This window comes from Stenotrophomonas maltophilia, assembly GCF_013464485.1.
Taxonomy (GTDB): Bacteria; Pseudomonadota; Gammaproteobacteria; order Xanthomonadales; family Xanthomonadaceae; genus Stenotrophomonas; species Stenotrophomonas maltophilia_AW.
Map to the genome: position 1 here is coordinate 104030 of NZ_RAUX01000001.1, position 23569 is coordinate 127598.

23 protein-coding genes are annotated in these 23569 nt (G+C 65.8%); 15 read left to right on the forward strand and 8 right to left on the reverse strand.

Annotation, left to right across the window (positions count from 1 at the left end):
* Nucleotides 1-33: 33 nt before the first annotated feature.
* The gene (locus tag D7Y61_RS00470; RefSeq protein ID WP_227837998.1) at nt 34-333 is read right to left on the reverse strand and encodes a hypothetical protein; all 300 of its coding nucleotides are present in this window, start codon (nt 331-333) and stop codon (nt 34-36) included.
* Between the two features lie 176 nt (nt 334-509).
* Nucleotides 510-635 (reverse strand): type B 50S ribosomal protein L36, encoded by a 126-nt coding sequence (gene ykgO / locus D7Y61_RS00475; protein WP_005409283.1) that lies wholly within the window; start codon nt 633-635, stop codon nt 510-512.
* Nucleotides 636-832: 197 nt separating this feature from the next.
* On the opposite strand from ykgO, the gene cmk reads away from it, so the two are divergent.
* The 8 genes from cmk (at nt 833) to galU (ending at nt 9119) form a co-directional block, all read left to right on the forward strand.
* Nucleotides 833-1510 (forward strand): (d)CMP kinase, encoded by a 678-nt coding sequence (gene cmk, locus D7Y61_RS00480; protein ID WP_180864510.1) that lies wholly within the window; start codon nt 833-835, stop codon nt 1508-1510.
* Nucleotides 1511-1708: 198 nt separating this feature from the next.
* Nucleotides 1709-3394 carry a 30S ribosomal protein S1 gene (rpsA, locus tag D7Y61_RS00485; protein ID WP_180864511.1) on the forward strand — a complete coding sequence of 562 codons (1686 nt, stop codon included), beginning with the start codon at nt 1709-1711 and terminating at the stop codon, nt 3392-3394.
* Nucleotides 3395-3481: 87 nt separating this feature from the next.
* Nucleotides 3482-3787, forward strand: a complete 306-nt coding sequence (locus D7Y61_RS00490) for an integration host factor subunit beta (RefSeq protein ID WP_005409286.1) — start codon at nt 3482-3484, stop codon at nt 3785-3787.
* 77 nt (nt 3788-3864) lie between these two features.
* Nucleotides 3865-4149: a lipopolysaccharide assembly protein LapA domain-containing protein gene (locus D7Y61_RS00495; RefSeq protein WP_180864512.1), complete on the forward strand. Its 285-nt coding sequence runs from the start codon at nt 3865-3867 to the stop codon at nt 4147-4149.
* A gap of 6 nt (nt 4150-4155) precedes the next feature.
* Nucleotides 4156-5334, forward strand: a complete 1179-nt coding sequence (lapB, locus tag D7Y61_RS00500) for a lipopolysaccharide assembly protein LapB (protein ID WP_180864513.1) — start codon at nt 4156-4158, stop codon at nt 5332-5334.
* 3 nt (nt 5335-5337) lie between these two features.
* Nucleotides 5338-6327, forward strand: a complete 990-nt coding sequence (locus D7Y61_RS00505; protein ID WP_180864514.1) for an MraY family glycosyltransferase — start codon at nt 5338-5340, stop codon at nt 6325-6327.
* Nucleotides 6328-6330: 3 nt separating this feature from the next.
* Nucleotides 6331-8244, forward strand: a complete 1914-nt coding sequence (locus D7Y61_RS00510) for a polysaccharide biosynthesis protein (protein ID WP_180864515.1) — start codon at nt 6331-6333, stop codon at nt 8242-8244.
* Nucleotides 8241-9119: a UTP--glucose-1-phosphate uridylyltransferase GalU gene (galU, locus tag D7Y61_RS00515; protein ID WP_135273268.1), complete on the forward strand. Its 879-nt coding sequence runs from the start codon at nt 8241-8243 to the stop codon at nt 9117-9119. Before D7Y61_RS00510 ends, galU begins: the two co-directional genes overlap by 4 nt.
* Before the next feature lie 482 nt (nt 9120-9601).
* On the opposite strand, the gene D7Y61_RS00520 is transcribed toward galU, so the two are convergent.
* The 3 genes from D7Y61_RS00520 to D7Y61_RS00530 all read right to left on the reverse strand — a co-directional run bounded on the left by D7Y61_RS00520 (nt 9602) and on the right by D7Y61_RS00530 (nt 14020).
* Nucleotides 9602-10810: an acetyl-CoA C-acyltransferase gene (locus D7Y61_RS00520; protein WP_005416236.1), complete on the reverse strand. Its 1209-nt coding sequence runs from the start codon at nt 10808-10810 to the stop codon at nt 9602-9604.
* A gap of 144 nt (nt 10811-10954) precedes the next feature.
* Nucleotides 10955-13327: a 3-hydroxyacyl-CoA dehydrogenase/enoyl-CoA hydratase family protein gene (locus D7Y61_RS00525; RefSeq protein ID WP_180864516.1), complete on the reverse strand. Its 2373-nt coding sequence runs from the start codon at nt 13325-13327 to the stop codon at nt 10955-10957.
* A 39-nt stretch (nt 13328-13366) separates the two neighbouring features.
* Entirely contained in the window at nt 13367-14020 is a 654-nt protein-coding gene (locus tag D7Y61_RS00530; RefSeq protein ID WP_180864517.1) for a TetR/AcrR family transcriptional regulator, read from the reverse strand.
* Nucleotides 14021-14366: 346 nt separating this feature from the next.
* Between D7Y61_RS00530 and ndk the strand changes: the two genes are divergently transcribed.
* From ndk to der, 7 genes are all read left to right on the forward strand, one after another.
* A complete protein-coding gene (ndk, locus tag D7Y61_RS00535) occupies nt 14367-14792 on the forward strand; it encodes a nucleoside-diphosphate kinase (protein WP_108749396.1) in 426 nt (141 codons plus the stop codon).
* 10 nt (nt 14793-14802) lie between these two features.
* A complete protein-coding gene (gene rlmN / locus D7Y61_RS00540; RefSeq protein ID WP_180864518.1) occupies nt 14803-16008 on the forward strand; it encodes a 23S rRNA (adenine(2503)-C(2))-methyltransferase RlmN in 1206 nt (401 codons plus the stop codon).
* Entirely contained in the window at nt 15995-16780 is a 786-nt protein-coding gene (gene pilW, locus D7Y61_RS00545; protein ID WP_180864519.1) for a type IV pilus biogenesis/stability protein PilW, read from the forward strand. The genes rlmN and pilW overlap by 14 nt, the downstream gene beginning before the upstream one ends.
* A gap of 18 nt (nt 16781-16798) precedes the next feature.
* Complete coding sequence (locus D7Y61_RS00550; RefSeq protein WP_180864520.1) at nt 16799-17668, forward strand: RodZ domain-containing protein; 870 nt, start codon at nt 16799-16801, stop codon at nt 17666-17668.
* Between the two features lie 65 nt (nt 17669-17733).
* On the forward strand, nt 17734-18372 hold the full coding sequence (locus tag D7Y61_RS00555) for a YfgM family protein (protein WP_180864521.1): 639 nt from the start codon (nt 17734-17736) through the stop codon (nt 18370-18372).
* Entirely contained in the window at nt 18372-19580 is a 1209-nt protein-coding gene (bamB, locus tag D7Y61_RS00560) for an outer membrane protein assembly factor BamB (RefSeq protein WP_180864522.1), read from the forward strand. Before D7Y61_RS00555 ends, bamB begins: the two co-directional genes overlap by 1 nt.
* A 17-nt stretch (nt 19581-19597) precedes the next feature.
* On the forward strand, nt 19598-20995 hold the full coding sequence (gene der, locus D7Y61_RS00565) for a ribosome biogenesis GTPase Der (RefSeq protein WP_107232312.1): 1398 nt from the start codon (nt 19598-19600) through the stop codon (nt 20993-20995).
* Nucleotides 20996-21127: 132 nt separating this feature from the next.
* Here der and D7Y61_RS00570 read toward each other — a convergent pair whose 3' ends face one another.
* The 3 genes from D7Y61_RS00570 to D7Y61_RS00580 all read right to left on the reverse strand — a co-directional run bounded on the left by D7Y61_RS00570 (nt 21128) and on the right by D7Y61_RS00580 (nt 23515).
* Nucleotides 21128-21889, reverse strand: coding sequence for a lysine transporter LysE (locus tag D7Y61_RS00570; protein ID WP_180864523.1), 762 nt, complete (start codon nt 21887-21889; stop codon nt 21128-21130).
* 100 nt (nt 21890-21989) lie between these two features.
* Nucleotides 21990-22625, reverse strand: a complete 636-nt coding sequence (locus D7Y61_RS00575; protein ID WP_180864524.1) for a LysE family translocator — start codon at nt 22623-22625, stop codon at nt 21990-21992.
* A 74-nt stretch (nt 22626-22699) separates the two neighbouring features.
* A complete protein-coding gene (locus tag D7Y61_RS00580; protein WP_180864525.1) occupies nt 22700-23515 on the reverse strand; it encodes an AraC family transcriptional regulator in 816 nt (271 codons plus the stop codon).
* Nucleotides 23516-23569: the final 54 nt, after the last annotated feature.

The window sequence follows — 23569 nt, forward strand, 5'->3', positions numbered from 1 at the left end:
GCTACACAGGCCCGCCCACGGCGGGTAAAGGGATCAACGGATCGGCGGTTTCGGGCCGATTTCGTTCGGGTCCGCCTGGTTGGCCACCACGTCGATCACCTTCTGCTTCTCGAAGTAGACGGTGAACTGCGGGTACACCCAGCGGTTGATGGTCGGCCATTGCCGCTTCTGCCCGCCGCGCGGCTGCAGCTGTTCGCTTGGCGCGCCGAACTGCGCCTGCACCTGCTGCATGCTCTGGCCGCGCACGGGCAGGGCACCGGCCGGCTTCTCGCGCGCGCGGTCGACAAGCAGGGTATCGGCCAGCGCCGGCGTGGCGGCGGCCAGGGTGGCCATCACGGCCAGAGCGGACAGGTAACGCTTCATCTCGATCTACTCCCCAGTGGTCAAGAAAGGCGATTACAGCAAAAACGGCAGGAAAAAGCCGCATAAACAAAAAACCGCCCGAAGGCGGTTTCTTGCATCGGGTCGGCCCCGCGTAGGGCCAGCCGCAGCCGCGAGGGCTGTTGGGCTTAGCGCTGACGCGCCTTGAAACGCGGGTTCGACTTGCAGATGACGAAGATCTTGCCGCGACGACGGACGACCTTGCAGTCGCGGTGACGGGCCTTCGCCGACTTCAGGGAGGACAGGACTTTCATGGCATACCTCGGCGTAAACAGTAGTTGTTCGGGTGGAGCGTGGCCGCGATATGCGAAAGACAATCGGCAGTTGACGCTCGTTCAAGCCCGCCATTCTACCGGGCTTTTTGTCGTTGTTTCAAGTGGTTGCGCGAAAGTCGCCGCGCGGGGCCCCGGGCAGGGGCTAGAATGACCCCTTCACACGCTCTGGGAACCCCATGAATCCACTCGCTCCCGTCCTGACCATCGACGGCCCTTCCGGGGCTGGCAAGGGTACCATCAGCCGCATCATCGCGCGCCGGATGGGCTGGCATTACCTGGATTCGGGCGCGCTCTACCGCGCAGTGGGCGTGGCCGCGAGCTGGGCCGACATCGACACCTCCGACGCCTCGGCGCTGGTGCGCTGCACCTTCGATACGCACGTTCAGTTTGTTGAACAGGGCGATTCGATGCGAGTCATGGTCAACGGCACCGATGCCACCGACGAGCTGCGCCTGGAAACCACTGGCGCCCTGGCATCGGCCATTGCTGCCATTCCCGAGGTCCGCGCGGCCCTGAAGGAGCGCCAGCGCGCATTCAGGGAGCTGCCCGGCCTGGTTGCCGACGGCCGCGACATGGGCACCGTGATCTTCAAGGACGCCCCCTACAAGGTCTTCCTGACCGCCAGTGCCGAGGAGCGCGCCGAGCGCCGGCATAAGCAGTTGAAAGACAAGGGGGTTTCTGTTAGCTTTGATGACCTCCTGCGCGAGATCATGGCCCGCGACGCCCGTGATGCTCAGCGTACCGTGGCGCCCCTGAAGCCGGCAGACGATGCTGTCCTCATCGACACCACAGGCATCGGCATCGATGATGTCGTTGCCCGAGTGATGGATCTGCTTCCGGTTCCGGCTGCCTGATCCGTTCGCGCGGGAGCACTGCCAGCAACATCGGTGGTGGTCGCGCAAAGCAGTGCTGTACCAGCTCCGTCGCGCAATGATGCGTGGCGGTTTTCCTACTACACACGACCTGCGTTTCCGGGGTCGACCAACAGGCGGGCGGTCGCCATTCCCCTGAAGGGGACGCCACCGACCCATGTGTCCAACAGAGTAAATCTAATGACCGAATCATTTGCCGAACTGTTTGAAGCCAGCCAGGCCAACCTGGCCAAGCTGAAGCCGGGCGCCATCGTCAGCGGTACCGTTGTTGAAGTCCGCGGCGACGTCGTGGTGATCAACGCTGGCCTGAAGTCCGAAGGCATCGTGCCGATCGAACAGTTCCGTAACGACGCTGGCGAAATCGACGTCGCCGAAGGCGACATCGTCAAGGTCGCCCTCGACTCGATCGAGAACGGCTTCGGCGAAACCGTCCTGTCGCGCGAGAAGGCCAAGCGCGCGATGGTGTGGGACGAGCTGGAAGAAGCGTTGGAAAAGAACGAAACCATCACCGGCCGCATCAGCGGCAAGGTCAAGGGTGGTTTCACCGTGGACATCAAGGATGTCCGCGCCTTCCTGCCGGGTTCCCTGGTCGATGTGCGCCCGGTGCGCGATCCGGCCTACCTGGAAGGCAAGGAACTCGAGTTCAAGCTCATCAAGCTGGACCGCAAGCGTAACAACGTCGTGGTCTCGCGCCGCGCTGTCGTCGAAAGCGAGCACTCGGAAGAGCGCGAGCAGCTGATGGACAAGCTGCAGGAAGGCGCGATCCTGAAGGGTGTCGTCAAGAACCTGACCGACTACGGCGCGTTCGTGGACCTGGGCGGTATCGACGGCCTGCTGCACATCACCGACATGGCATGGAAGCGCGTGCGCCATCCGTCCGAAGTCGTCAACGTCGGCGACGAGCTGGACGTGCGCGTGCTGAAGTTCGACCGCGAGCGCAACCGCGTTTCGCTGGGCCTGAAGCAGCTGGGCGAAGATCCGTGGGATAACATCGCCCGTCGTTACCCGGCCAACAGCCGCGTCTTCGGCAAGGTCTCCAACGTCACCGATTACGGCGCGTTCGTCGAGATCGAGCCGGGCGTCGAAGGCCTGGTGCACGTCTCCGAGATGGATTGGACCAACAAGAACGTCAACCCGTCCAAGGTTGTGCAGGTTGGTGATGAAGTCGAAGTGATGGTGCTGGACGTCGATGAAGAGCGTCGCCGCATCTCGCTGGGCATGAAGCAGGTTGCCGCCAATCCGTGGGAAACCTTCGCTGCCACCCACAAGAAGGGTGACAAGGTGTCGGGCCAGATCAAGTCGATCACCGACTTCGGCATCTTCATCGGCCTGGACGGCGGCATCGACGGCCTGGTCCACCTGTCCGACATCAGCTGGAACACCACCGGCGAAGACGTCGTTCGCAACTTCAAGAAGGGCGATACCCTGGACGCTGTCGTCCTGGCCGTCGATCCGGAGCGCGAGCGCATCTCCCTGGGCGTGAAGCAGCTGGAGCAGGATCCGTTCGGCCAGTACATGGCTGCCAATCCGAAGGGCTCCAAGGTTGAAGGCGTGGTGAAGGAAGTCGACGCCAAGGGCGCGATCATCGAGCTGGCTGACGGCATCGAAGGTTACGTCTCGGCCCGCGACATCGCCAACGAGCGCGTTGACGACGCCACCCAGCACCTGAAGGTCGGCGACAAGATCGAAGCCAAGTTCGTGGGCATGGACCGCAAGGGCCGTACCCTGCAGCTGTCGATCAAGGCCAAGGACGACGCTGAAATGCGCGAAGTGCTGGAAGAATACCAGTCCTCTTCGGCTTCCAGCGGCACCACCCAGCTGGGCGCGCTGCTGCGTGCACAGCTGAACGGTGGCAAGTCCGAGTAATCGGCCTTTACGCTGTTTGTGTTTCCTGGACGGCCCGGGCTTTGCCCGGGCCGTTTCAGGCTGAGATGCCCCTGATGTGAGCCGGTAATGACCAAATCCGAACTGATCGAAATCCTTGCGCGCCGCCAGGCGCACCTGAAGGCCGATGATGTCGATCTGGCGGTGAAGTCGTTGCTGGAAATGATGGGCGGTTCCCTCTCTGCCGGGGATCGCATCGAAATCCGTGGTTTTGGCAGCTTCTCGCTGCACTACCGTCCGCCGCGCCTGGGTCGCAACCCGAAGACCGGCGAATCGGTTGCCCTGCCGGGCAAGCACGTCCCCCATTTCAAGCCGGGCAAGGAACTGCGCGAGCGGGTCAGCAGTGTGCTGCCGCTGGACGCCGATCCGGCCTGAGTCTCCCGTCGCGCCACCGCGTGCGAATCCAGCCGCGAGTCGGATAAGCTACGGACTCCTGCCACTGGAGCTGTCGCATGAAGGTTTTTCGTCTGCTGGTCCTGCTGGCGGTGCTGATCCTTGGGCTGATCATCGGTGCGGTCAACATGACCGCGATGTCGATCAACCTGCTTTTCACTCAATTGCACACCTCGGTGGGCGTGGCCCTGATCGCCGCGCTGCTGGTCGGTGTCGTGGTCGGTGCCGGCCTGGTGCTGGTGAGCGTGGTCATTCCGCTCTACAGCCAGCTGCGCCGCGCCAACAAGTCCGCAGCCGCTACGCCGGCCGCAGGTGTTTCCCCCCAATCTTTTGATGGACGCTGATCGAAGATGGATTTCGTCACCGAGTGGTTCTGGTTCTTCCTGTTCGTTCCGCTGGCCGCCCTGGCCGGGTGGGTGATCGGACGGCGTGGTGGTCAACGCCACGGAGACAACCAGGTCAGCCGCCTGTCCAGCACCTACTTCCGCGGCCTGAACTACCTGCTCAACGAACAGCCGGACAAGGCCATCGAGCTGTTCCTGCACATCGCCGAGCTGGACAAGGAAACCTTCGAGACCCAGGTCGCGCTGGGCCATCTGTTCCGCCGCCGCGGCGAAGTCGACCGCGCCATCCGCCTGCATCAGGGCCTGGTCAACCGTCATGACCTGAGTGATGCGCAGCGTGTGCAGGCCCTGCTGGCGCTGGGCGAGGACTACATGAAGTCCGGTCTGCTGGATCGTGCCGAGACGGTGTTCACCGAACTGGCGCAGCTGGACCAGCGCGCTCCGCAGGCGCTCAAGCACCTGATCGGCATCTATCAGGCCGAGCGTGACTGGGAAAAGGCGATCGACAACGCCACCCGTTTCGAGGACGTCACCGGCGAGCCGATGGGCAAGCTGATCGGGCAGTTCGAGTGCGAACTGGCCGAACGCTTCCGTGGTGCCGGCAAGCTGGAAGAGGCGAGGGCGGCGATTGCCCGCGCCTACCAGGCCGACGCGATGTCGGTGCGTGCCGGCATCATTGAAGGCCGCCTGGAAACCGATGCAGGCAATGCAGAAGCGGCCGTGCGCGCCTTCGAGCGCGCCGCGCGCAACGACCCGGAATACCTGCCGGAACTGCTGCCGGCGTTGATGGAAAACTACCGCAAGGTCGGCGACCTCGGCGGCGCGCGTGCGTTCCTGTCGGAAATGACCGAGCACTACCGTGGCATCGCCCCGGTGCTGGCGCTGACCCGCCTGATGGAAGAGCAGGAAGGCGTGGCGCCGGCCCGCGCTTACCTTGGCCGCCAGCTCAAGGATCGTCCGTCGGTGCGTGGCGAGTCGGCGCTGATCGACCTGACCCTGGCCGAAGGTGCCGATTCCACCGCAACCCTGCACGACCTCAAGCACATCACCGACCAGCTGCTGGTGCGCAACCCGGCCTACCGCTGCACCCGCTGCGGCTTCGGCGCGCGTACCCACCACTGGCAGTGCCCGAGCTGCAAGGAGTGGGGCACGGTCAAGCCGCTGCTGAACTACGCGGTGCTCTGATCCATGCCGTGGCTCGTGATGGCCGCGCTGCTGGGCCTGGCCCTGCTGAGTGCCGCACTGACCTGGGCGGCGCGTGGCTACGCGTTGCGCCAGCAACTGTTCGATCAGCCGGGCGAGCGCCGCAGCCATAGTGTGGCAACCCCGCGCGGTGGCGGCATCGCCATCGTGATCAGCCTTCTGGTGACCGCCGGCGTGGCGATGTGGGCCTGGCCCGACGCGCTGCCGAGCCTGCTGGTCGCCAGCCTGGGCCTGGTGCTGGTGGCGGGGATCGGCTGGTGGGATGACCACCGGCCGCTTCCGGCCATGCGCCGGTTGCTGGTGCACTTCGTCGCCGCCGCGCTGCTGGCCGCCCTGGTCAAGGTGCATGGCGGCAGCTGGGTGCTGGCGGTGCTGGTGCTGGTGTTCACGGCCTCGTTGATCAACATCTGGAACTTCATGGATGGGATCAACGGCATCGCTGCCAGCCAGGCGGTGGTGGTCGCGCTGGGCCTGGCCCCGCTGCTGCCCTGGCCGTACTCGCTGGTGGCCGTTGCGTTGGGGCTGTCCTGTCTCGGATTCCTGCCGTTCAACTTCCCGCGGGCCCGGATCTTCATGGGGGATGTCGGAAGTGGCGCGCTGGGGTACGCCGTGGCGGCCGTCCTGGCCCTGGCCAGCGTTAAGACCGACATCAACTGGATCCTGCTGCTGGTACCGGCGTCGGCGTTCCTTGTGGACGCGGGCTTCACACTGTTGACGCGCATCATTTCAGGACAACGCTGGATGGAACCCCATACCCAGCACGTCTACCAGCGCGCGGTGCAGGCAGGAGCCAGTCACCCCCAGGTGACAGGGATGTACTTTGCTTTGGGCCTGTTCAGTATTACAGTGCTTAATGTCTGCTCCAATTTGCAGCCGAGGTGGGAGGCTGCCGTGGCGATCGCGTGGTTCACTGCGCTGAGCGTCCTCTGGCTCCTCCTGCGCAATGGATTGCGCCACCCAAAAGGAAATACCTGACTTATGGCTTCACCCTGGCGGGACAGAATTCTCGGCCTGATGCCGCGTTCGGCCATTGTCTGCCACGACCTGTTCATGGTCTGGGCATGCTGGCAGCTGCTCCATGCGGGGCGGTACTCGATCCTGGCCAACGCCCCCGAGCTGCCTCTCTGGAATGTCGACACCACGCTGGTACTGCTGCTGCAGGGCCTGGTGTTCTGGCGTGTCGGGCTCTATCGCGGCCTGTGGCGGTTCGCCAGCGTCAGCGACCTGCTGAACATCTTCAAGGCCAGCTTCATCGGCATGGTGGCCATCGTGCTGGTGCTGATGTGGAAGCGCTTCGACGGCGTGCCGATGTCGGTACTGGTGATCTATCCGTTCGCGCTGTCGGCACTGCTTGGCGCGCCGCGCCTGTTGTACCGGGCCTGGAAGGACTACCAGGCGCTGCAGTCCGACTCGTCCGCGCGCCGCGTGCTGATCCTGGGCGCCGGCCAGGCCGCCGAGACCCTGGTGCGTGACCTGCGCCGGTCCGGCAATTTCGAGCCGGTCGGCCTGCTCGATGACGCGCCGCACCTGCGTGGTGCCAAGCTGCAGGGCCTGCCGATTCTCGGCACCCTGGACGATGCGCCGACCGTGGTGCGCGAGACCGCGGCCAAGCTGCTGGTCATCGCCATTCCTTCGCTTGATGCCGCCGGCATGCAGCGGATCGTTGCCATCTGCGAAAGCACCGGCGTGCCGTTCCGTACCGTGCCCAAGCTCAGCGACATCCTGCAGGGCCAGTCGCTGCCCGGTCAGTTGAAGGAAGTGGCGATCGAGGACCTGCTTGGCCGCAAGCCGATCATGCCGGACTGGAACCTGATCCGTGGCTGGCTGGGCGGGCGTACCGTGATGGTCACCGGCGCCGGTGGCTCGATCGGCTCGGAGCTGTGCCGCCAGTGTGCGCGTCATGGTGCCGGCCGCATCATCCTGCTCGAGATCAGCGAACTGCTGCTGCTGACCATCGAAGGCGAGCTGCGGCGCAGTTTCCCGGATGTCGAGATCGAAGCCGTGCTGGGCGACTGCGGCGACCCGGCGGTGATCCGCCATGCACTGTCGCTGCATCCGGTCGACACCGCCTTCCATGCCGCCGCCTACAAGCACGTGCCGGTTCTGGAGCGGCAGCTGCGCGAAGCCGTGCGCAACAACATCCTGGCCACCGAGAACGTGGCCCGCGCCTGCCTGGAAGCGCGCGTTGAGCATTTCGTGTTCATCTCCACCGACAAGGCGGTCGACCCGGTCAATGCGCTGGGCGCCAGCAAGCGCTATGCGGAGATGATCTGCCAGAGCCTGGACCAGAAATCCACGCATACCCGCTTCGTCACCGTGCGCTTCGGCAACGTGCTGGCCTCGGCCGGCAGCGTGGTGCCGCTGTTCCGCGAACAGATCCTGCGCGGTGGGCCGGTGACCGTCACCGACCCGGAAGTCAGCCGTTACTTCATGACCATTCCGGAGGCCTGCCAGCTGATCCTGCAGGCGGCCGCGTCGGCGTCGCACGGCGCGATCTACACGCTGGACATGGGCGAGCCGGTGCCGATCCGCGTGCTGGCCGAGCAGATGATCCGCCTGGCCGGCAAGCAGCCGTACAAGGACATCCAGATCATCTACACCGGACTGCGCCCGGGCGAGAAACTGCACGAGACGTTGTTCTATTCGGATGAGGACTACCGCTCCACCGCGCATCCGAAAATCCTCGAGGCCGGTGTGCGCACTTTCGCGCGCGAAGTGGTGCTGGGCAATGTGCCGCGCCTGCGCGACGCCGTGGCTGATTACGACACCACCAGCATCCAGGAGATCCTGTTCGCGACGATGCCGGAGTTCTCGCCGATCGAACAGGATGCTTACATTTCATCCGCTAAAGTTGTGCCCTTTCCGGCACGTGAGGCCAACAGGCACCAATGAGCAAGCGAATTCGCAAGGCAGTTTTTCCAGTGGCAGGGCTCGGGACGCGCTTTTTGCCGGCAACCAAGACGGTTCCGAAGGAAATGTTGCCGATCATTGATCGTCCGCTGATCCAGTACGCGGTTGATGAAGCGATCGAAGCGGGTTGCGACACGCTGGTGTTCATCACCAACCGCTACAAGCACGCGGTGGCCGACTACTTCGACAAGGCCTATGAGCTGGAGCAGAAGCTCGAGCGCGCCGGCAAGCAGGAGCAGCTGGAGATGATCCGCCACGTGCTGCCCAACGGCGTGCGCGCGGTCTTCGTGACCCAGGCCGAAGCGCTGGGCCTGGGCCATGCGGTGCTGTGTGCCAAGGCCGTGATCGGTGACGAGCCGTTCGCGGTGCTGCTGCCGGACGACCTGATCTGGAACCGCGGCGACGGCGCGCTGAAGCAGATGGCCGATCTCAACGAGGCCAGTGGCGCCAGCGTCATCGCCGTTGAAGACGTACCGCACGACAAGACCGCCAGCTACGGCATCGTGGCCACCGATGCGTTCGATGGTCGCAAGGGCCGTATTTCGCAGATCGTGGAGAAGCCGAAGCCGGAGGATGCACCGAGCGATCTGGCCGTGGTCGGCCGCTACGTGCTGAGCCCGAAGATCTTCGAGCTGCTGGAGCAGACCGGCAGCGGTGCGGGTGGTGAGATCCAGTTGACCGATGCGATTGCGCAGTTGTTGAAGACCGAAGAGGTCGATGCCTACCGTTTCGAGGGCACCCGCTTCGATTGCGGTACGCACCTGGGGCTGGTGGAGGCGACGATCCGCTTTGCGCTGGACAACCCGAAGCTGGCCGGCCCGGCGCGGGAGAAGCTGACGGCGATGTTGGCGGAATAAGGGTTTTGTCAAGCGCTCCGTGCAGCGCCTTGATTGATACGTGATGGGCGGGACGGGTGGGCCTTTGCAGGACACGCCGTAAACCCGTCCATGGGGGCTCGGTCGCCGCATCCATGCGGCGAACGGTCCTGCAAAGGCCCACCCGTCCCGCCTGTCAGGTTTCCTGCGGGCGCGGACGGGAAGGGCGGAATCAAAGGCAGAAGCACAAGCAGAAAAGGCAGCCGATGGCTGCCTTTTTGCTTGTTGGGGTCGGATCCCTTTGCGCAGCAAAGGGCTCTGACCCCTGCCTTTGCCCTTACCTTTGCTCACCCCTCCGCCGCGCGGAATGTTGGATGGCACGGGTGGGTGAGGCTGACCGGGACTGTCAGCGGCATGGATGCCGCTGCCAAGCCTACAGGGATGTACTTGCGGCGTGTCCCGGGCAGTCTCACCCACCCGGGCCCTGCAGTAAGCCGACATCCCGACCGGCAACGCTTTGAACCTTACAGCGCCTCGAAAATACCCGCTGCGCCCATGCCGGTGCCGATGCACATCGTCACCATGCCGTACTTCTGCTGGCGACGACGCAGGCCGTGCAGCAGGGTGGCGGTGCGGATTGCGCCGGTCGCGCCCAGCGGGTGGCCCAGGGCAATCGCGCCGCCCAGCGGGTTGACCTTGCTCGGATCCAGGCCGCAGTCGCGGATGACTGCCAGCGACTGCGCGGCGAAGGCTTCGTTCAGTTCGATCCAATCCAGCTGGTCCTGGGTCAGGCCGGCCTGCTTCAGTGCCTTCGGAATCGCGGCGATCGGGCCGATGCCCATCACTTCGGGGCGAACGCCGGCCACCGAGAAGCTGACGAAACGGGCCAGCGGGGTCAGGCCGTAATCCTTGATCGCCTGTTCCGAGGCCAGCAGCACCGCGCCGGCGCCGTCACTCATCTGCGAGGAATTACCAGCGGTGACGGTGCCGCCGAACTGGCCGTTACGGAACACCGGGCGCAGCTTGGCCAGGCCTTCAGCCGAGGAATCCGGGCGCGGGCCTTCGTCGGTGTCGGCGACCTTGTTGCGGGTGATGATGCGCTGGCCATCGGCCAGGTCCGGCAGGTGCGAGACGATCTCGTACGGGCTGATCTCGTCCTTGAACTCGCCGTTCTGGATCGCGGCCATGGCCTTCTGGTGCGAGGCCAGGGCGAAGGCGTCCTGGTCTTCGCGCGAGACCTTCCACTCTTCGGCCACCTTCTCGGCGGTGATGCCCATGCCGTAGGCGATGGCGACGTGGTCGTTGTCGAACACGCTCGGCGCCATCGCGATCTTGTTGCCCATCATCGGCACCATCGACATCGACTCGGTGCCACCGGCCAGCATGAGGTCGGCGTTGCCCAGGCGGATCGCGTCGGCGGCCTGCGCCACGGCCTGCAGGCCGGAGGAGCAGAAGCGGTTCACGGTCTGCGCGGCGATGGTGTTCGGCAGGCCGGCCAGCAGCACGCCGATGCGCGCCACGTTCATGCCCTGCTCGGCTTCCGGCATGGCGCAGCCGATGATCGCGTCATCGATGCGGTTGACGTCCACGCCCGGGGCCTGGGCGACGACGCTGCGCAGCACGTGCGCAAGCATGTCGTCGGGGCGGGTGTTGCGGAACATGCCCTTGGGCGCCTTGCCCACCGGGGTACGGGTGGCGGCGACGATGTAGGCGTCCTGGATTTGCTTGGTCATTGCAGTGATCTCTTGAATGGGTTTTGCCGGTGTGCCCACCAAGGTGGGCACCTACCAGAGGCGGAGGTGTGCCGAACAACGGTCAGCACCCACCGGAGGCGGCGGTGTGCCCACCAAGGTGGGCACCTGCCAGAAGCAGGGCGATCAGTTACGCAGCGGCTTGCCGGTCTTCAGCATGTGCGCGATGCGGGCCTGGGTCTTTTCCTGCTGGGCCAGTTCAACGAAATGCTTGCGCTCCAGGGTCAGCAGCCACTCTTCGTCCACCAGGGTGCCGCGATCGACCTTGCCGCCGCACAGCACGGTGGCGATGCGCTCGGCAATCTCGTAGTCGTACGGGCTGATGAAGCGGCCTTCCAGCATGTTGACCAGCATCATCTTGAAGGTGGCGATGCCCACGTCACCGGCCACCTGGATGCGGCGTGCCGGCAGCGGCGGACGATAGCCCGCTTCGGCCAGCGCACGTGCTTCGGCCTTGGCGATGTACAGCGCCTCGTAGCTGTTGAACACCACCTTGTCGGTGCTGCGCAGCAGGCCCAGTTCCTTGGCGTTGACCGCCGAGTTGGACACCTTGGCCATCGCCACGGTCTCGAAGGTCTTCTTCAGCTCGGCGAACACGTCACCGCCCGGGCCAGCGGCCTGCGAGGCGCGCACCGCCAGTTCCTTCAGGCCGCCACCGGCCGGCAGCAGGCCCACGCCGGCTTCGACCAGGCCGATGTAGCTTTCCAGGAAGGCCACGGTCTTGGCGCTGTGCATCTGGAACTCGCAGCCGCCACCCAGGGCCAGGCCGCGCACGGCAGCCACCACCGGCACCAGCGAGTACTTGATGCGCTGGCTGGTGCGCTGGAAGTTGGCCACCATTTCTTCGAACTGGTCGACCTTGCCGGCCTGCAGCAGGCCCAGCGCGCCGGCCAGGTCAGCACCGGCGGAGAAGGGCTCCTTCTGCTGCCAGATCACCAGGCCCTGGAAGTCCTTCTCGGCGCGGCTGACGCATTCCTGCAGGCCGTCCAGCACCTGGTCGGACACGGTGTTCATCTTGGTCTTGAAGCTGACCACGGCGATGCCGTCGCCGTCATGCCACATGCGCAGGCCATCGTTCTCGAACACGGTCTCGCCCGGCGCGAACGTCTCGCCCAGCAGAGGATCCGGGAAGCGCTGGCGCTGGTACACCGGCAGCGACGAACGCGGCAGCTTGGCGTTGCGCGACGGGCTGTAGCTGCCTTCGGCGGCATGCACGCCATCGCGGCCATCGAACACCCAGTCCGGCAGCGGGGCGTTGCTCATGCTCTTGCCGGCCACGATGTCATCAGCGATCCACTGCGCCACCTGCTTCCAGCCGGCGGCCTGCCAGGTTTCGAACGGGCCCAGCGACCAGCCGTAGCCCCAGCGGATGGCCAGGTCCACGTCGCGCGCGGTCTCGGCAATGTCGGCCAGGTGGTAGGCGCTGTAGTGGAACAGGTCGCGGAAGGTCGCCCACAGGAACTGCGCCTGCGGGTGCTGGCTCTCGCGCAGCTTGGCGAACTTTTCGGCCGGGTTCCTGATCTTCAGGATCTCGACCACTTCCGGTGCGGCGGCGCGGTCGGCCGGACGGTAGTCCTGCTTCTCCAGGTCCAGCACCACGATGTCCTTGCCGACCTTGCGGAAGATGCCGGCGCCGGTCTTCTGGCCCAGCGCGCCCTTGGCGATCAGCGCGTCCAGCCACTTCGGCGACTTGAAGAACTCATGCCACGGGTCGTTGGGCAGGGTGTCGCCCATGGTCTTGATGACGTGTGCCATGGTGTCCAGGCCGACCACGTCGGAGGTGCGGTAGGTAGCCGACTTCGGGCGGCCGACCAGCGGGCCGGTCAGGCCGTCCACTTCATCGAAGCCCAGGCCGAACTGCTGGGTGTGGTGGATGGTGGACAGGATCGAGAACACGCCGATACGGTTGCCGATGAAGTTCGGGGTGTCCTTGGCGTACACCACGCCCTTGCCCAGGGTGGTGACCAGGAACGCTTCCAGACCTTCCAGCACCGCCTTGTCGGTGGTGGTGGCCGGAATCAGTTCGGCCAGGTGCATGTAGCGCGGCGGGTTGAAGAAGTGCACGCCGCAGAAGCGGTGGCGCAGCTGCTCGGGCAGCACATCGGCCAGCTTGTTGATGCCCAGGCCCGAGGTATTGGAGGCCAACACCGCGTGGTCGGCCACGAACGGGGCGATCTTCTTGTACAGGTCCTGCTTCCAGTCCATGCGCTCGGCGATGGCCTCGATGATCAGGTCACAGTCCTTCAGCTGCTCCAGGCTGGTTTCGTAGTTGCCCGGGGTGATGGCTTCGGCCAGCGACTTGCTGGCCAGCGGCGCCGGGCTCAGCTTGCCCAGGTTGGCGATCGCCTTCAGCACGATGCCGTCGGCCGGACCTTCCTTGGCGGGCAGGTCGAACAGCACGGTGTCGACGCCGGCGTTGGTGAGGTGGGCGGCGATCTGGGCACCCATGACGCCGGCACCCAGCACGGCGGCGCGGCGGACTAGCAGGGAATTGGACATGGTGTAAGGCCTTTGTTGGTCAGCAGTTACTGGGTGGAATCAAGGGGAAGCGGGCAGGGCGCTGGCGCGTGCGGCGGCGCGGAACCCGGCTTCGGCGAAATGGATCAGTTCATGGGCGGCATGGGCACGATGCGCCGCTTCGGTGACACCGGCGGGACGCTTGATCAGCCCGAAGTCGGCCATGGCATAGGTGAGCGAGCCGGCCAGGAAGTCCAGGCGCCAGTACAGCTCTTCCTTGCTCAGGTCCGGCGCGCATTCGGAAATGGCCTTGCCGAAGGCGCGCAGCACGTGGCCGTAGTGGTCGGACAGGAACTTGCGCAGGTTGTCGTTCTTCTCGGCGTAGGCGCGGGCGATCACGCGCACGAAGGCGCCGCCGTTCTGGCGGTCCTGGGCCAGCGCCAGCGCCGGTTCGACGAAGGCGGCCAGCACCGGGCGCAGTTCGCCGGGGTGCTCCGCGCGGGCGCGTTCCAGTTGCGACAGGCGGGCACCGGTCATCTCGTCCATGCGGCGGCGGAACACCTCGTTGACCAGGTTTTCCTTGGAGCCGAAGTGGTAGTTGACCGCAGCGATGTTGACGTCGGCCTGGCTGGTCACCTGTCGCAGCGAGGTGCCGGCGAAGCCGTGCTGGGCGAACAGCTCCTCGGCGGCACCGAGGATCCGGTCCTTGGTCGAGAAGTGGGCGGGCTTGGCCATCGGTGGGCGGACCTTAATCAAACGATTGTTTGATACTAGGACCAGACGGTAGCGTATGGCATTTTGCAGTGCAGCAAAAATGCCTCGGGCGGTCAGAATCCGCTCAGGTGGGTGAATGGGGCGTACCTGAACCTGTAGAGCCSAGCCCATGCTCGGCTGCCTTTCTGGCCAAAAGCAGCCGAGCATGGGCTCGGCTCTACAAGGGGCGCTGGCCGCCCTCTACCACGGCAGCGCTTTATCTTTTACAATTCGCCTACGTTTATCAGGCTAAGCCCGCGTCCCGACGCGGGTTTTTTTCATGTTACCCTTCGGGCCATCAGCGGCCCGATTCCATTGGAGACATCCCATGGCGCTGGAGCGCACCCTTTCGATCATCAAGCCGGACGCCGTTGCCAAGAACGTCATCGGCGAAATCTACGCCCGCTTCGAGAAGGCCGGCCTGAAGGTCGTGGCCGCCAAGTACAAGCAGCTGTCGCGCCGTGAAGCCGAAGGCTTCTACGCCGTGCACCGCGAGCGTCCGTTCTTCAACGCGCTGGTCGAGTTCATGATCTCCGGCCCGGTGATGATCCAGGCCCTGGAAGGCGAGAACGCCGTCCTGGCCCACCGCGACCTGCTGGGCGCCACCAACCCGAAGGACGCTGCGCCGGGCACCATCCGCGCCGACTTCGCCGATTCCATCGATGCCAACGCCGCCCACGGCTCGGACTCGGTCGAGAATGCCGCCATTGAAGTGGCCTACTTCTTCGCCGCGACCGAAGTCGTTTCGCGCTGAGAGTGATGCCGTGAACGAGGTCGTACAGTCCCCCGCCATCCAGCCGCTGCCGAAGTCGGCACCCACGGCTGGCAAGCAGAACCTGCTCGACCTCGATCGCGCGGGCCTGGAACAGTTTTTCGTCGAAAAACTCGGCGAAAAGAAATTCCGTGCCCACCAGGTGATGAAGTGGATCCACCATCGCTACGTCACCGATTTCGATGAAATGACCGACCTCGGCAAGGTCCTGCGCGCCAAGCTGCAGGCCCATGCCGAGGTGCTGGTTCCCAACATCGTGTTCGACAAGCCCTCCGCCGACGGCACCCACAAGTGGCTGCTGGCAATGGGCGTGGATGGCAAGAACGCCATCGAGACCGTGTACATCCCGGACAAGACCCGCGGCACGCTGTGCGTGTCCTCGCAGGTCGGCTGCGGCCTGAACTGCACGTTCTGCTCCACCGCCACCCAGGGCTTCAACCGCAACCTGACCACCGCCGAGATCATCGGCCAGGTGTGGGTTGCCGCACGCCACCTGGGCAACGTGCCGCACCAGATGCGCCGCCTCACCAACGTGGTGATGATGGGCATGGGCGAGCCGCTGATGAATTTCGACAACGTCGTGCGCGCCATGAGCGTGATGCGCGACGACCTGGGCTACGGCCTGGCCAACAAGCGCGTGACGCTTTCGACCTCCGGCCTGGTCCCGCAGATCGACCGCCTGTCGACCGAGAGCGACGTGTCGCTGGCCGTTTCCCTGCATGCGCCGAACGACGCGCTGCGCGAAACGCTGGTGCCGCTCAACAAGAAGTACCCGATCGCCGAGCTGATGGCTTCGTGCGCGCGTTACCTGCGCGCCAACAAGCGCCGCGAATCGGTCACCTTCGAATACACCCTGATGAAGGGCATCAACGACAAGCCCGAGCATGCCCGCGAGCTGGCCCGCCTGATGCGCCAGTTCGACAACGCGGTGCAGGCCAAGGACTCGGGCAAGGTCAACCTGATCCCGTTCAACCCGTTCCCGGGTACCCGCTACGAGCGTTCCGAGGAGGTCGACATCCGTGCCTTCCAGAAGATCCTGCTCGACAGCAACGTGCTGACCATGGTCCGCCGCACCCGTGGCGACGACATCGACGCCGCCTGCGGTCAGCTCAAGGGCCAGGTGATGGACCGCACCCGCCGCCAGGCGGAGTTCAACAAGACGCTGCAGGCGGGGAAGGGGAGCAATGCCGCGGCTTGACCGCCTCTGGCTGGTCCTGCTCGCAGGCACGCTGGCCGTTTCGGTCAGCGGCTGCAAATCCCGCCCCAAGGCCAAGCTGGGCCCCAGTGAAGCGCCGGTCTATTCGGTGCGTGATCCGGACAATGTGCGGCGGCAGGTACGCCAACAGGACCTGTTGGCACTGGCCGTTCGCGACATGCAGGTCGGCAGCCTCGACGCGGCCGAGCGCAAGGTGCGCGAGGTGCTGAAGCTGTCTCCCGGATCGCCTGATGCACTCGTGCTGCAGGCCGGCATCGACGAGCGCCGTGGCCGCACCCAGCAGGCCGGCGAGAGCTTCCGCAGGGCCGCCGAACAGGCGCCGCAGCGGGGCGACATCCTCAACAACTACGGCGCATGGCTGTGCCAGCAGGGGCGGCCAGCCGAGTCGCTGGCCTGGTTCGACCGTGCACTGCAGGCGCCGGGCTATGCCACGGCGGCCGAGGCGCAGGCCAATGCCGGCAGCTGTGCGCTGGACGCTGGCCAGCTCGAGCGTGCCGAACGCGACCTGCGCGCGGCGCTGTCCACGCTGCCGGGCAACCCCGTTGCACTGGAAGCGATGGCCCAGCTCAGCTTCCGCCAGGGCCGCTTCATGGAGGCCCGGGCCTTCGCCGAACGTAGGATTGCGGCTGCACCCGCAACGCGTTCCGTGTTACAACTTGCGTCTCAAATCGAAGCGCGGCTGGGTGATCGGGCGGCATCTGATCGCTATCTTCAGCGGATTCGACAGGAATTTCCGCAGGAAGCGGGCTCCTAACTCCAGGGTTGATGCATTGTGATTGATGACCAGACTGTGAGCGCTCTCGAGACTGCGGCCGGCTGCGGCACCCGCCTGCGCCAGGCCCGCGAGGCGGCCGGACTGACCCTCGAAGATGTCGGCTCGCGCCTGCGCATGCCGGTCCAGGTGGTCAAGTCGCTGGAAGAGGAGCAATGGCAGAAGCTCGGCGCGCCGGTGTTCGTGCGCGGCCAGCTGCGCAGCTATGCGCGCCTGCTCAATGTGGATGTGAGCCAACTGCTGGAGCAGGCCCAGGTTGGCCCGGTGGTCCCGCCCACCCTGGTCAGCCACACCCATACCCCGCGTGCCCGCCGCATTGCCGAGAACCTTGGCCGGCGCATGCTGTATGTCGGCATCACCGCCGTGCTGGCGGTGCCGGTGTGGTTCGCCACCCGTGGCCATTTCGACGGCAGCGCAACGCCCTCCCCGAGCACCGCCTCGCTGGACGCGATCCCGGCCGCGGTGCCGGTCACCCCGTCCGCCGCGGGCGTCGATGCCGCTGCCCCGGCTGACGCGACTGCCCCGGCCGCCAAGCCGGCGGCAACCCCGTATGTGGCCTCGCTGGCCCCGGTGCCGCGTTCGACCCCGGCGCCGGCCGCTGCCGCCAACACGCTGGAGATGCAGTTCAGCGGCGACAGCTGGGTCGATATCGGCGGCCCGGACGGCACCACCGTCGAGAAGGCGCTGATCAAATCCGGCGAGAGCCGCAGCTTCACGCCCGGCCAGGTGGCCCGGGTCACCCTGGGCAACGCCTCGGCGGTCCAGGTTCAGCAGAGCGGCGCTATCGTCGATCTGACCCCCTACCAGCGAGCCAACGTGGCACGCTTTCAGGTATCCTCTGAAGGCTCCGTAGTCCCGGTTTCGCACTGAGGCGCGGTTTCACCACCTTCGATTAATCCCAATGGTCCCTCCCGATGGGCGGGGCGAGAGTACGCATGGCGATCGACGATCTGCTCGACGAGCACGAACAAAGTGAACGCGTCCGCAGCTGGCTGCGGAAGAATGGCGCCAGCATCCTCGGTGGCGTGGTCATCGCCATCGGTGCCATTGCCGGCTGGCAGTGGTACCAGAAGGATCAGGGCGGCAAGCTGGCCTCGGCCAATGTCGAGTACCAGAAGGCCCTGGTCGGCCTGCAGCAGAACAAGCTGGACGATGCCTCCAAGGCAGTGAAGGCACTCGAGGCCGGCCCCTCCAGCATCTACGGCGACCTCGCGGCGCTGCAGCTGGCCAAGGCCCAGGTCGACGCCGGCAAGAACGAAGAAGCACTGGCCACCCTGCGCGGCGTGAAGGTCGAAGGTGACCTGCAGCGCGTGGTCGACCAGCGTGTGGCCCGCCTGCTGGTGGCCACCGGCAAGAGCGACGAGGCCATCAAGCTGCTCGGCAGCGCCAGCGACAGCAGCAGCCTGGAAATCCATGGCGATGCGCTGATGGCGCAGGGCAAGCGTGACGACGCCCGCGCACAGTACGAGAAAGCGCTGAAGACGCTGGACGTGGCAGCGCCGCAGCGGCGCCTGCTGGAAACCAAGGTTATGGACGCCGGCGGCACCGTCGCCGCCCCTGCGGAGTCGGTTTGATGAGTCAGAAGGTCATGATCACCCGCGTCGCCACCGTGCTCCTGATGGGCATGGCCCTGACCGGCTGCAGCACCGTGAAGGGCTGGTTCGCCGGCAAGGACGCGGCGGCGAAGAAGGCGCAGGAACCGGCTGAGCTGGTCAAGTTCGAGCCGACCCTGAAGGTCAACAAGGCCTGGTCGGTCAACCTGGGCAAGGGCGAGCGCCGCATCGGCGTGCGCCAGGGCCCGGCGGTGGCCAATGGCCACGTGTTCGCCGCGGCGATCACCGGTGGCGTGCACGCCATCGACCTGCAGACCGGCAAGAAGGTCTGGACCTGGGAGCCGAAGAAGGAAAAGAAGAAGGCCAAGCTGCGTCTGTCCGGCGGCCCGGGTGTCGGTGAGAACCTGGTCGTGATCGGCACGCTGGATGGCCAGGTCATCGCCCTGGACATCAACGACGGCAGCGAGAAGTGGCGCGCCCGCGTTCCGGGTGAAGTCATCGCCGCGCCGGCCATCGCCCAGGGCATGGTCTACGTGCGCAGCAATGATGGCCGCATCACCGCATTCGATGTCGGTAACGGCACCCAGCGCTGGTTCAACCCCAGCGAGCTGCCGGCCCTGACCGTACGCGGCAACGCGCCGGTGGTGACCGGCCCGGGCGTGCTGTTCATCGGCAAGGACGAGGGTTCGGTTTCAGCCCTGGCCCAGCAGGATGGGCGTACCCTGTGGGAACAGAACCTCGGCAACGGCGAGGGCCGTACCGAGCTGGAGCGCATGGCAGACGTCGATGGCGCGCCGGTGCTGGATGGCAACACCCTGTTCGTGAGCAGCTTCAAGAACCAGACCATGGCCATCGAAGGCCCGACCGGTCGCCCGCTGTGGGCACGTGACCATGGCGGTGCAGGTGGCGTGGCGGTGTCGTCGGGTAATGTGTTCGTGACCGACAACAAGGGTGGCGTGTTCGGCCTGGACAAGGCCAGTGGCGCGGCAATGTGGTCGCAGACCGCACTGGCCCGTCGCTCGCTGACCGGTCCGGCGCTGCACGGTGATTACGTGGTCGTCGGCGACTACAAGGGATACGTGCACTGGTTGAAGACCTCCGATGGTGCGATGGCGGCACGGGCGAAGAGCGGCGGCGACGCCCWGCTGGCCCAGCCGGTCGTCGCAGACGGGGTGCTGCTGGTGCAGAACGTGGATGGCAAGCTGACCGCCTTCCGGTTGGCAAATTAAAAATTGGAGTAATCGCGATGCTGCCTTTGGTCGCCCTGGTTGGACGGCCGAATGTCGGCAAGTCGACTATTTTCAATGCGCTTACGCGCACCCGTGACGCGCTGGTCCATGACCAGCCCGGCGTCACCCGTGACCGCAACTACGGCGTCTGCCGCCTCGACGAGGACAACCATTTCCTCGTCGTGGATACCGGCGGTATCGCCGGTGAGGACGAAGGCCTGGCCGGCGCCACCACGCGTCAGGCGCGGGCGGCTGCGGCTGAGGCCGATCTGATCCTGTTCGTTGTCGATGCCCGCGAGGGCACCTCGGCGCTGGACGACGAGATCCTGGCCTGGCTGCGCAAGCTGTCGCGCCCGACGCTGCTGCTGATCAACAAGATCGACGGCACCGACGAAGACAGCGTGCGCTCCGAGTTCGCCCGTTACGGCTTCGGCGAAATGCTGACCGTCTCGGCCGCGCATCGCCAGGGCCTGGACGACCTGCTGGATGAAGTGATCCAGCGCCTGCCCGAAGAAGGCAGCGGCGAAGAGCTGGACAACGATCCGAACCGCATCCGCATCGCCTTCGTCGGCCGCCCGAACGTGGGCAAGTCGACCCTGGTCAACCGCATCCTCGGCGAGGAGCGCATGATCGCCTCCGACGTGCCGGGCACCACCCGCGACTCGATCGCAGTGGACCTGGAGCGCGACGGCCGCGAGTACCGCCTGATCGATACCGCCGGCCTGCGCCGCCGTTCGCGCGTGGACGAGGTTGTCGAGAAGTTCTCGGTGGTCAAGACCATGCAGTCCATCGAGCAGTGCCAGGTGGCCGTGCTGATGCTGGATGCCACCGAAGGCGTGACCGACCAGGACGCCACCGTGCTTGGTGCCGTGCTCGACGCCGGGCGCGCGCTGGTGATCGCCATCAACAAGTGGGATGGCCTGACCGAGTACCAGCGCGAGCAGGCTGAAACCATGCTGTCGCTGAAGCTGGGCTTCGTGCCGTGGGCCGAATCGGTGCGCATCTCGGCCAAGCATGGTTCGGGTCTGCGAGAGCTGTTCCGTGCCGTGCACCGCGCGCACGAATCGGCGAACAAGACCTTCACCACCAGCGAAGTGAACAAGGCGCTGGAAGTGGCCTACGAGACCAACCCGCCGCCGACCATCCGCGGCCACGTCTCCAAGCTGCGTTACGTGCACCCGGCCGGCGCCAATCCGCCCACCTTCATCGTGCACGGCACGCGCCTGAAGGAACTGCAGGAATCGTACAAGCGCTACCTGGAGAACTTCTTCCGCAAGCGCTTCAAGCTGATCGGCACGCCGGTGAGCTTCATCTTCCGTGAAGGTGCCAACCCGTACGAGGGCAAGAAGAACGTCCTCACCGAGCGGCAGGTCAAGGCCAAGCGGCGCCTGATGAAGCACGTCAAGGGCAAGTGATTCACGAGAAGGCGGCCGCAGGGCCGCCTTTTTCGTTGCGGCGAACCGGTCTGTAGAGCCGAGCCCATGCTCGGCTGCTTTTCGCGGATTGACGAGGCGCGCTGCGTGCGTCAGCCGAGCATGGGCTCGGCTCTACAGATCTCGATCTGGGCGACTGCCGCGACGTGCGCGGCAATGCGGCAAGGCGCACGGGATGCTGTGGGGTGCGGCCATCATCGGTTCCGGCAGCCGTACCTGCCCCGTGATGCTTGCCCAGACCAGCGTAGTACCCAGGGCACCTGCGAGGTAGGCCACCGACACCGCCCCGATCACCAGGCCGGCCGCGTGCTCGAGCCAGGGCAGCAGCCTGCAACAACCCTGCGCCCAGCGCGGTTGGCTGCCGAGCCATGCCATCAGCACGCCGAACGCCAGCACGGCGCCGGCCATCCCGGTGGCGTAGGCAGCTTTGGTGCCAGCGTCGGCAACCAGTCCCACAAGCAGGGCGGCAATGGCCGAATGCAGCATCCAGCTGCCGGGGCTGGCGAGAACCCGCAGGCATCCGGCTTCGATGCCCGGCCAAGGGGTATATGCGTGCAGGCCCCAGGGCATCTGCAGGGACAGCGGAGAAAAGGTGGTCAAGCCGGCGTCACGCAGGCACATGCCTGCCAGGCGCAGCAGCAACAGGCAGCCCGCGCATTGCACCAGCAGGGTCCACAGGCCTCGGTTCCCCATCATGCCTGCCGCCACGAAAGTGATGATGCAGATGACTGCCGTGCCGATGGCCATGCCGAGCGACAGCGCCATGGCCGTGCGCTTCCCCGCGCCCATCGCGGTGCGCAGGATCATCGCGTGATTCGATGCAGGCAGGACCATGGCGAAGCCGTACAGCGCCGCGATGATGAAGAACGGCTCCACGCAAACCCACCACCGGTGTACCGAAAGCGCTGAGTGTGAGGCGAGGCGGACGGGCCGTATTGAACGCCATTGCGGCAGGCCGGGTATTGCCGATGAGGGGTCAAGCCGCGTACAGCGACACCAGGATCCACAGGGCCAGCGCGATCATCAACATGCCCGCGGCCCGCTCCAGCCAGGGCAGGAGGCGAGCGAAGCGCCGCATCACCCAGGGGTGGCCGATCAGTGCGGCCACCAGCAGATCCCAAAGCAGTACCACGCCGAACATCCACACGGCATAGAAGAGCTTCGCCTTGGTGCTGGCCTGTGGACCGTTGAGCATGGCCGCCAGCGTTGCGTAGAACAGCGCATTCTTGGGGTACAGCAGCGCAGACAGCGCGCCCAGCCCTGCGGCTTTCCACCAGCCATGCGCGCCGCCCGCGCGTGGCATGCGGGCAGCGTCGGGCGGCTGCAGTGCCGTGGCGCCCGCGTGGCGAAGGAACAACACACCCAGGTAGAGAAGGAAACCGCAGCCGGCCAACTGCACCGCGACGAACCCCACGCTGCCCGCACGCAGCAGTGCGATGCCAGTGAACGCGGCCACGATGAAGACGCCGTTGCCGACGGCGATGCCGGCGCAGGCGCCGCTGGCCGCGCGCCAGCCGGAGGTGACCGCAGTACGTGCTACGAGGAAGAAGTCGGGGCCGGGTGAGAGCAGGGCAAGAAAATGGACGGTGGCGACGATCAGGAACTGTTCCATCGGGTGCGGCGGCGGCTGGCGGGGGCGCCAGTGTGGGGACGGGCCGCGCGATGGTATTGAACGTTATTGCACGCTCAGCGCCGGTATTGCCCCGGTGTCGCACCGGCATGGGCCTTGAAGACCCGCTGGAAATGGCTCTGGTCGGCAAACCCCAGCGCATGTGCCACCACCGCCAGCGCCTCGCCTTCGCACAGGCGCCGGCGCGCCTCCTGGATGCGCTGGTCGATCTGCCAGGCATGGGGCGTGAGGCCCGTGGCGCGGCGGAAGGCGCGGATCAGCTGGTAGCGGCTCATGCCTGCCAGCGTTGCCAGCTCCTGCAGGGCCGGGGTGTGTTCAAGCCGATGGCGCAGTGCGTCCATCACCGGCTGCAGCCGCCGCTGTAACGCGGCATCTTCGGGTGGGCCGGCAACGGCCTCGCCATCGTGCTCATCCAGATCGCCGACGAAGGCAATCAGGGCCGCCTCTTTCACGCCGATCGGATCGTCGGAGAACAGCGTTTCGTTGAGCTGGCAGTACTGCAGGTAACGCGGGCGGTGGCTGGAGATCCGGATCGGTTCCAGTTGCCAGTCGGGTGCGGCCTGGTGCGCGTACTCTGCGCGCACCTCGGCCATCCAGCCCGCATGCAGATGCAGCATCTGGTAGCTCCAGACCTGGCCGGGCAGGGGGTTGCAGGCATGTACGCGTCCGGCGGGAACGCCGACCAGGCTGCCCGGATGCAGCAGGCGCGGTCCTTCCGCAGCACCGGTGAACAGGCTGCTGCCGGCGTCCACGGCGCCGATCGAGAAGGTGTCATGGCTGTGGGCGCGATGGCAGGCGCGGCTGTCGCAGGCCCGTCGGCTTTCGACGAAGGGCATGCGTGGGTCACGCCAGAATTCGGTGGCAGAGCGCATGCAGCAGTTCCGTGATGCAGGAGGGGGCAGCGCACGCATGGTGCCATGCTGGCG

What these genes read in the sequence shown, in the direction of transcription:
- D7Y61_RS00495 (WP_180864512.1), top strand. Translation starts at nt 3,865, where the DNA reads ATGAAGGTTTTTCGTCTGCTGGTCCTGCTGGCGGTGCTGATCCTTGGG.
- D7Y61_RS00555 (WP_180864521.1), top strand. Translation starts at nt 17,734, where the DNA reads ATGGCGATCGACGATCTGCTCGACGAGCACGAACAAAGTGAACGCGTC.
- galU (WP_135273268.1), top strand. Translation starts at nt 8,241, where the DNA reads ATGAGCAAGCGAATTCGCAAGGCAGTTTTTCCAGTGGCAGGGCTCGGG.
- ndk (WP_108749396.1), top strand. Translation starts at nt 14,367, where the DNA reads ATGGCGCTGGAGCGCACCCTTTCGATCATCAAGCCGGACGCCGTTGCC.
- D7Y61_RS00490 (WP_005409286.1), top strand. Translation starts at nt 3,482, where the DNA reads ATGACCAAATCCGAACTGATCGAAATCCTTGCGCGCCGCCAGGCGCAC.
- lapB (WP_180864513.1), top strand. Translation starts at nt 4,156, where the DNA reads ATGGATTTCGTCACCGAGTGGTTCTGGTTCTTCCTGTTCGTTCCGCTG.
- D7Y61_RS00525 (WP_180864516.1), bottom strand. Translation starts at nt 13,327, where the DNA reads ATGTCCAATTCCCTGCTAGTCCGCCGCGCCGCCGTGCTGGGTGCCGGC.
- D7Y61_RS00510 (WP_180864515.1), top strand. Translation starts at nt 6,331, where the DNA reads ATGGCTTCACCCTGGCGGGACAGAATTCTCGGCCTGATGCCGCGTTCG.
- pilW (WP_180864519.1), top strand. Translation starts at nt 15,995, where the DNA reads ATGCCGCGGCTTGACCGCCTCTGGCTGGTCCTGCTCGCAGGCACGCTG.
- rpsA (WP_180864511.1), top strand. Translation starts at nt 1,709, where the DNA reads ATGACCGAATCATTTGCCGAACTGTTTGAAGCCAGCCAGGCCAACCTG.
- D7Y61_RS00470 (WP_227837998.1), bottom strand. Translation starts at nt 333, where the DNA reads ATGGCCACCCTGGCCGCCGCCACGCCGGCGCTGGCCGATACCCTGCTT.
- ykgO (WP_005409283.1), bottom strand. Translation starts at nt 635, where the DNA reads ATGAAAGTCCTGTCCTCCCTGAAGTCGGCGAAGGCCCGTCACCGCGAC.
- D7Y61_RS00580 (WP_180864525.1), bottom strand. Translation starts at nt 23,515, where the DNA reads ATGCGCTCTGCCACCGAATTCTGGCGTGACCCACGCATGCCCTTCGTC.
- cmk (WP_180864510.1), top strand. Translation starts at nt 833, where the DNA reads ATGAATCCACTCGCTCCCGTCCTGACCATCGACGGCCCTTCCGGGGCT.
- D7Y61_RS00530 (WP_180864517.1), bottom strand. Translation starts at nt 14,020, where the DNA reads ATGGCCAAGCCCGCCCACTTCTCGACCAAGGACCGGATCCTCGGTGCC.
- D7Y61_RS00505 (WP_180864514.1), top strand. Translation starts at nt 5,338, where the DNA reads ATGCCGTGGCTCGTGATGGCCGCGCTGCTGGGCCTGGCCCTGCTGAGT.
- D7Y61_RS00520 (WP_005416236.1), bottom strand. Translation starts at nt 10,810, where the DNA reads ATGACCAAGCAAATCCAGGACGCCTACATCGTCGCCGCCACCCGTACC.
- D7Y61_RS00575 (WP_180864524.1), bottom strand. Translation starts at nt 22,625, where the DNA reads ATGGAACAGTTCCTGATCGTCGCCACCGTCCATTTTCTTGCCCTGCTC.
- der (WP_107232312.1), top strand. Translation starts at nt 19,598, where the DNA reads ATGCTGCCTTTGGTCGCCCTGGTTGGACGGCCGAATGTCGGCAAGTCG.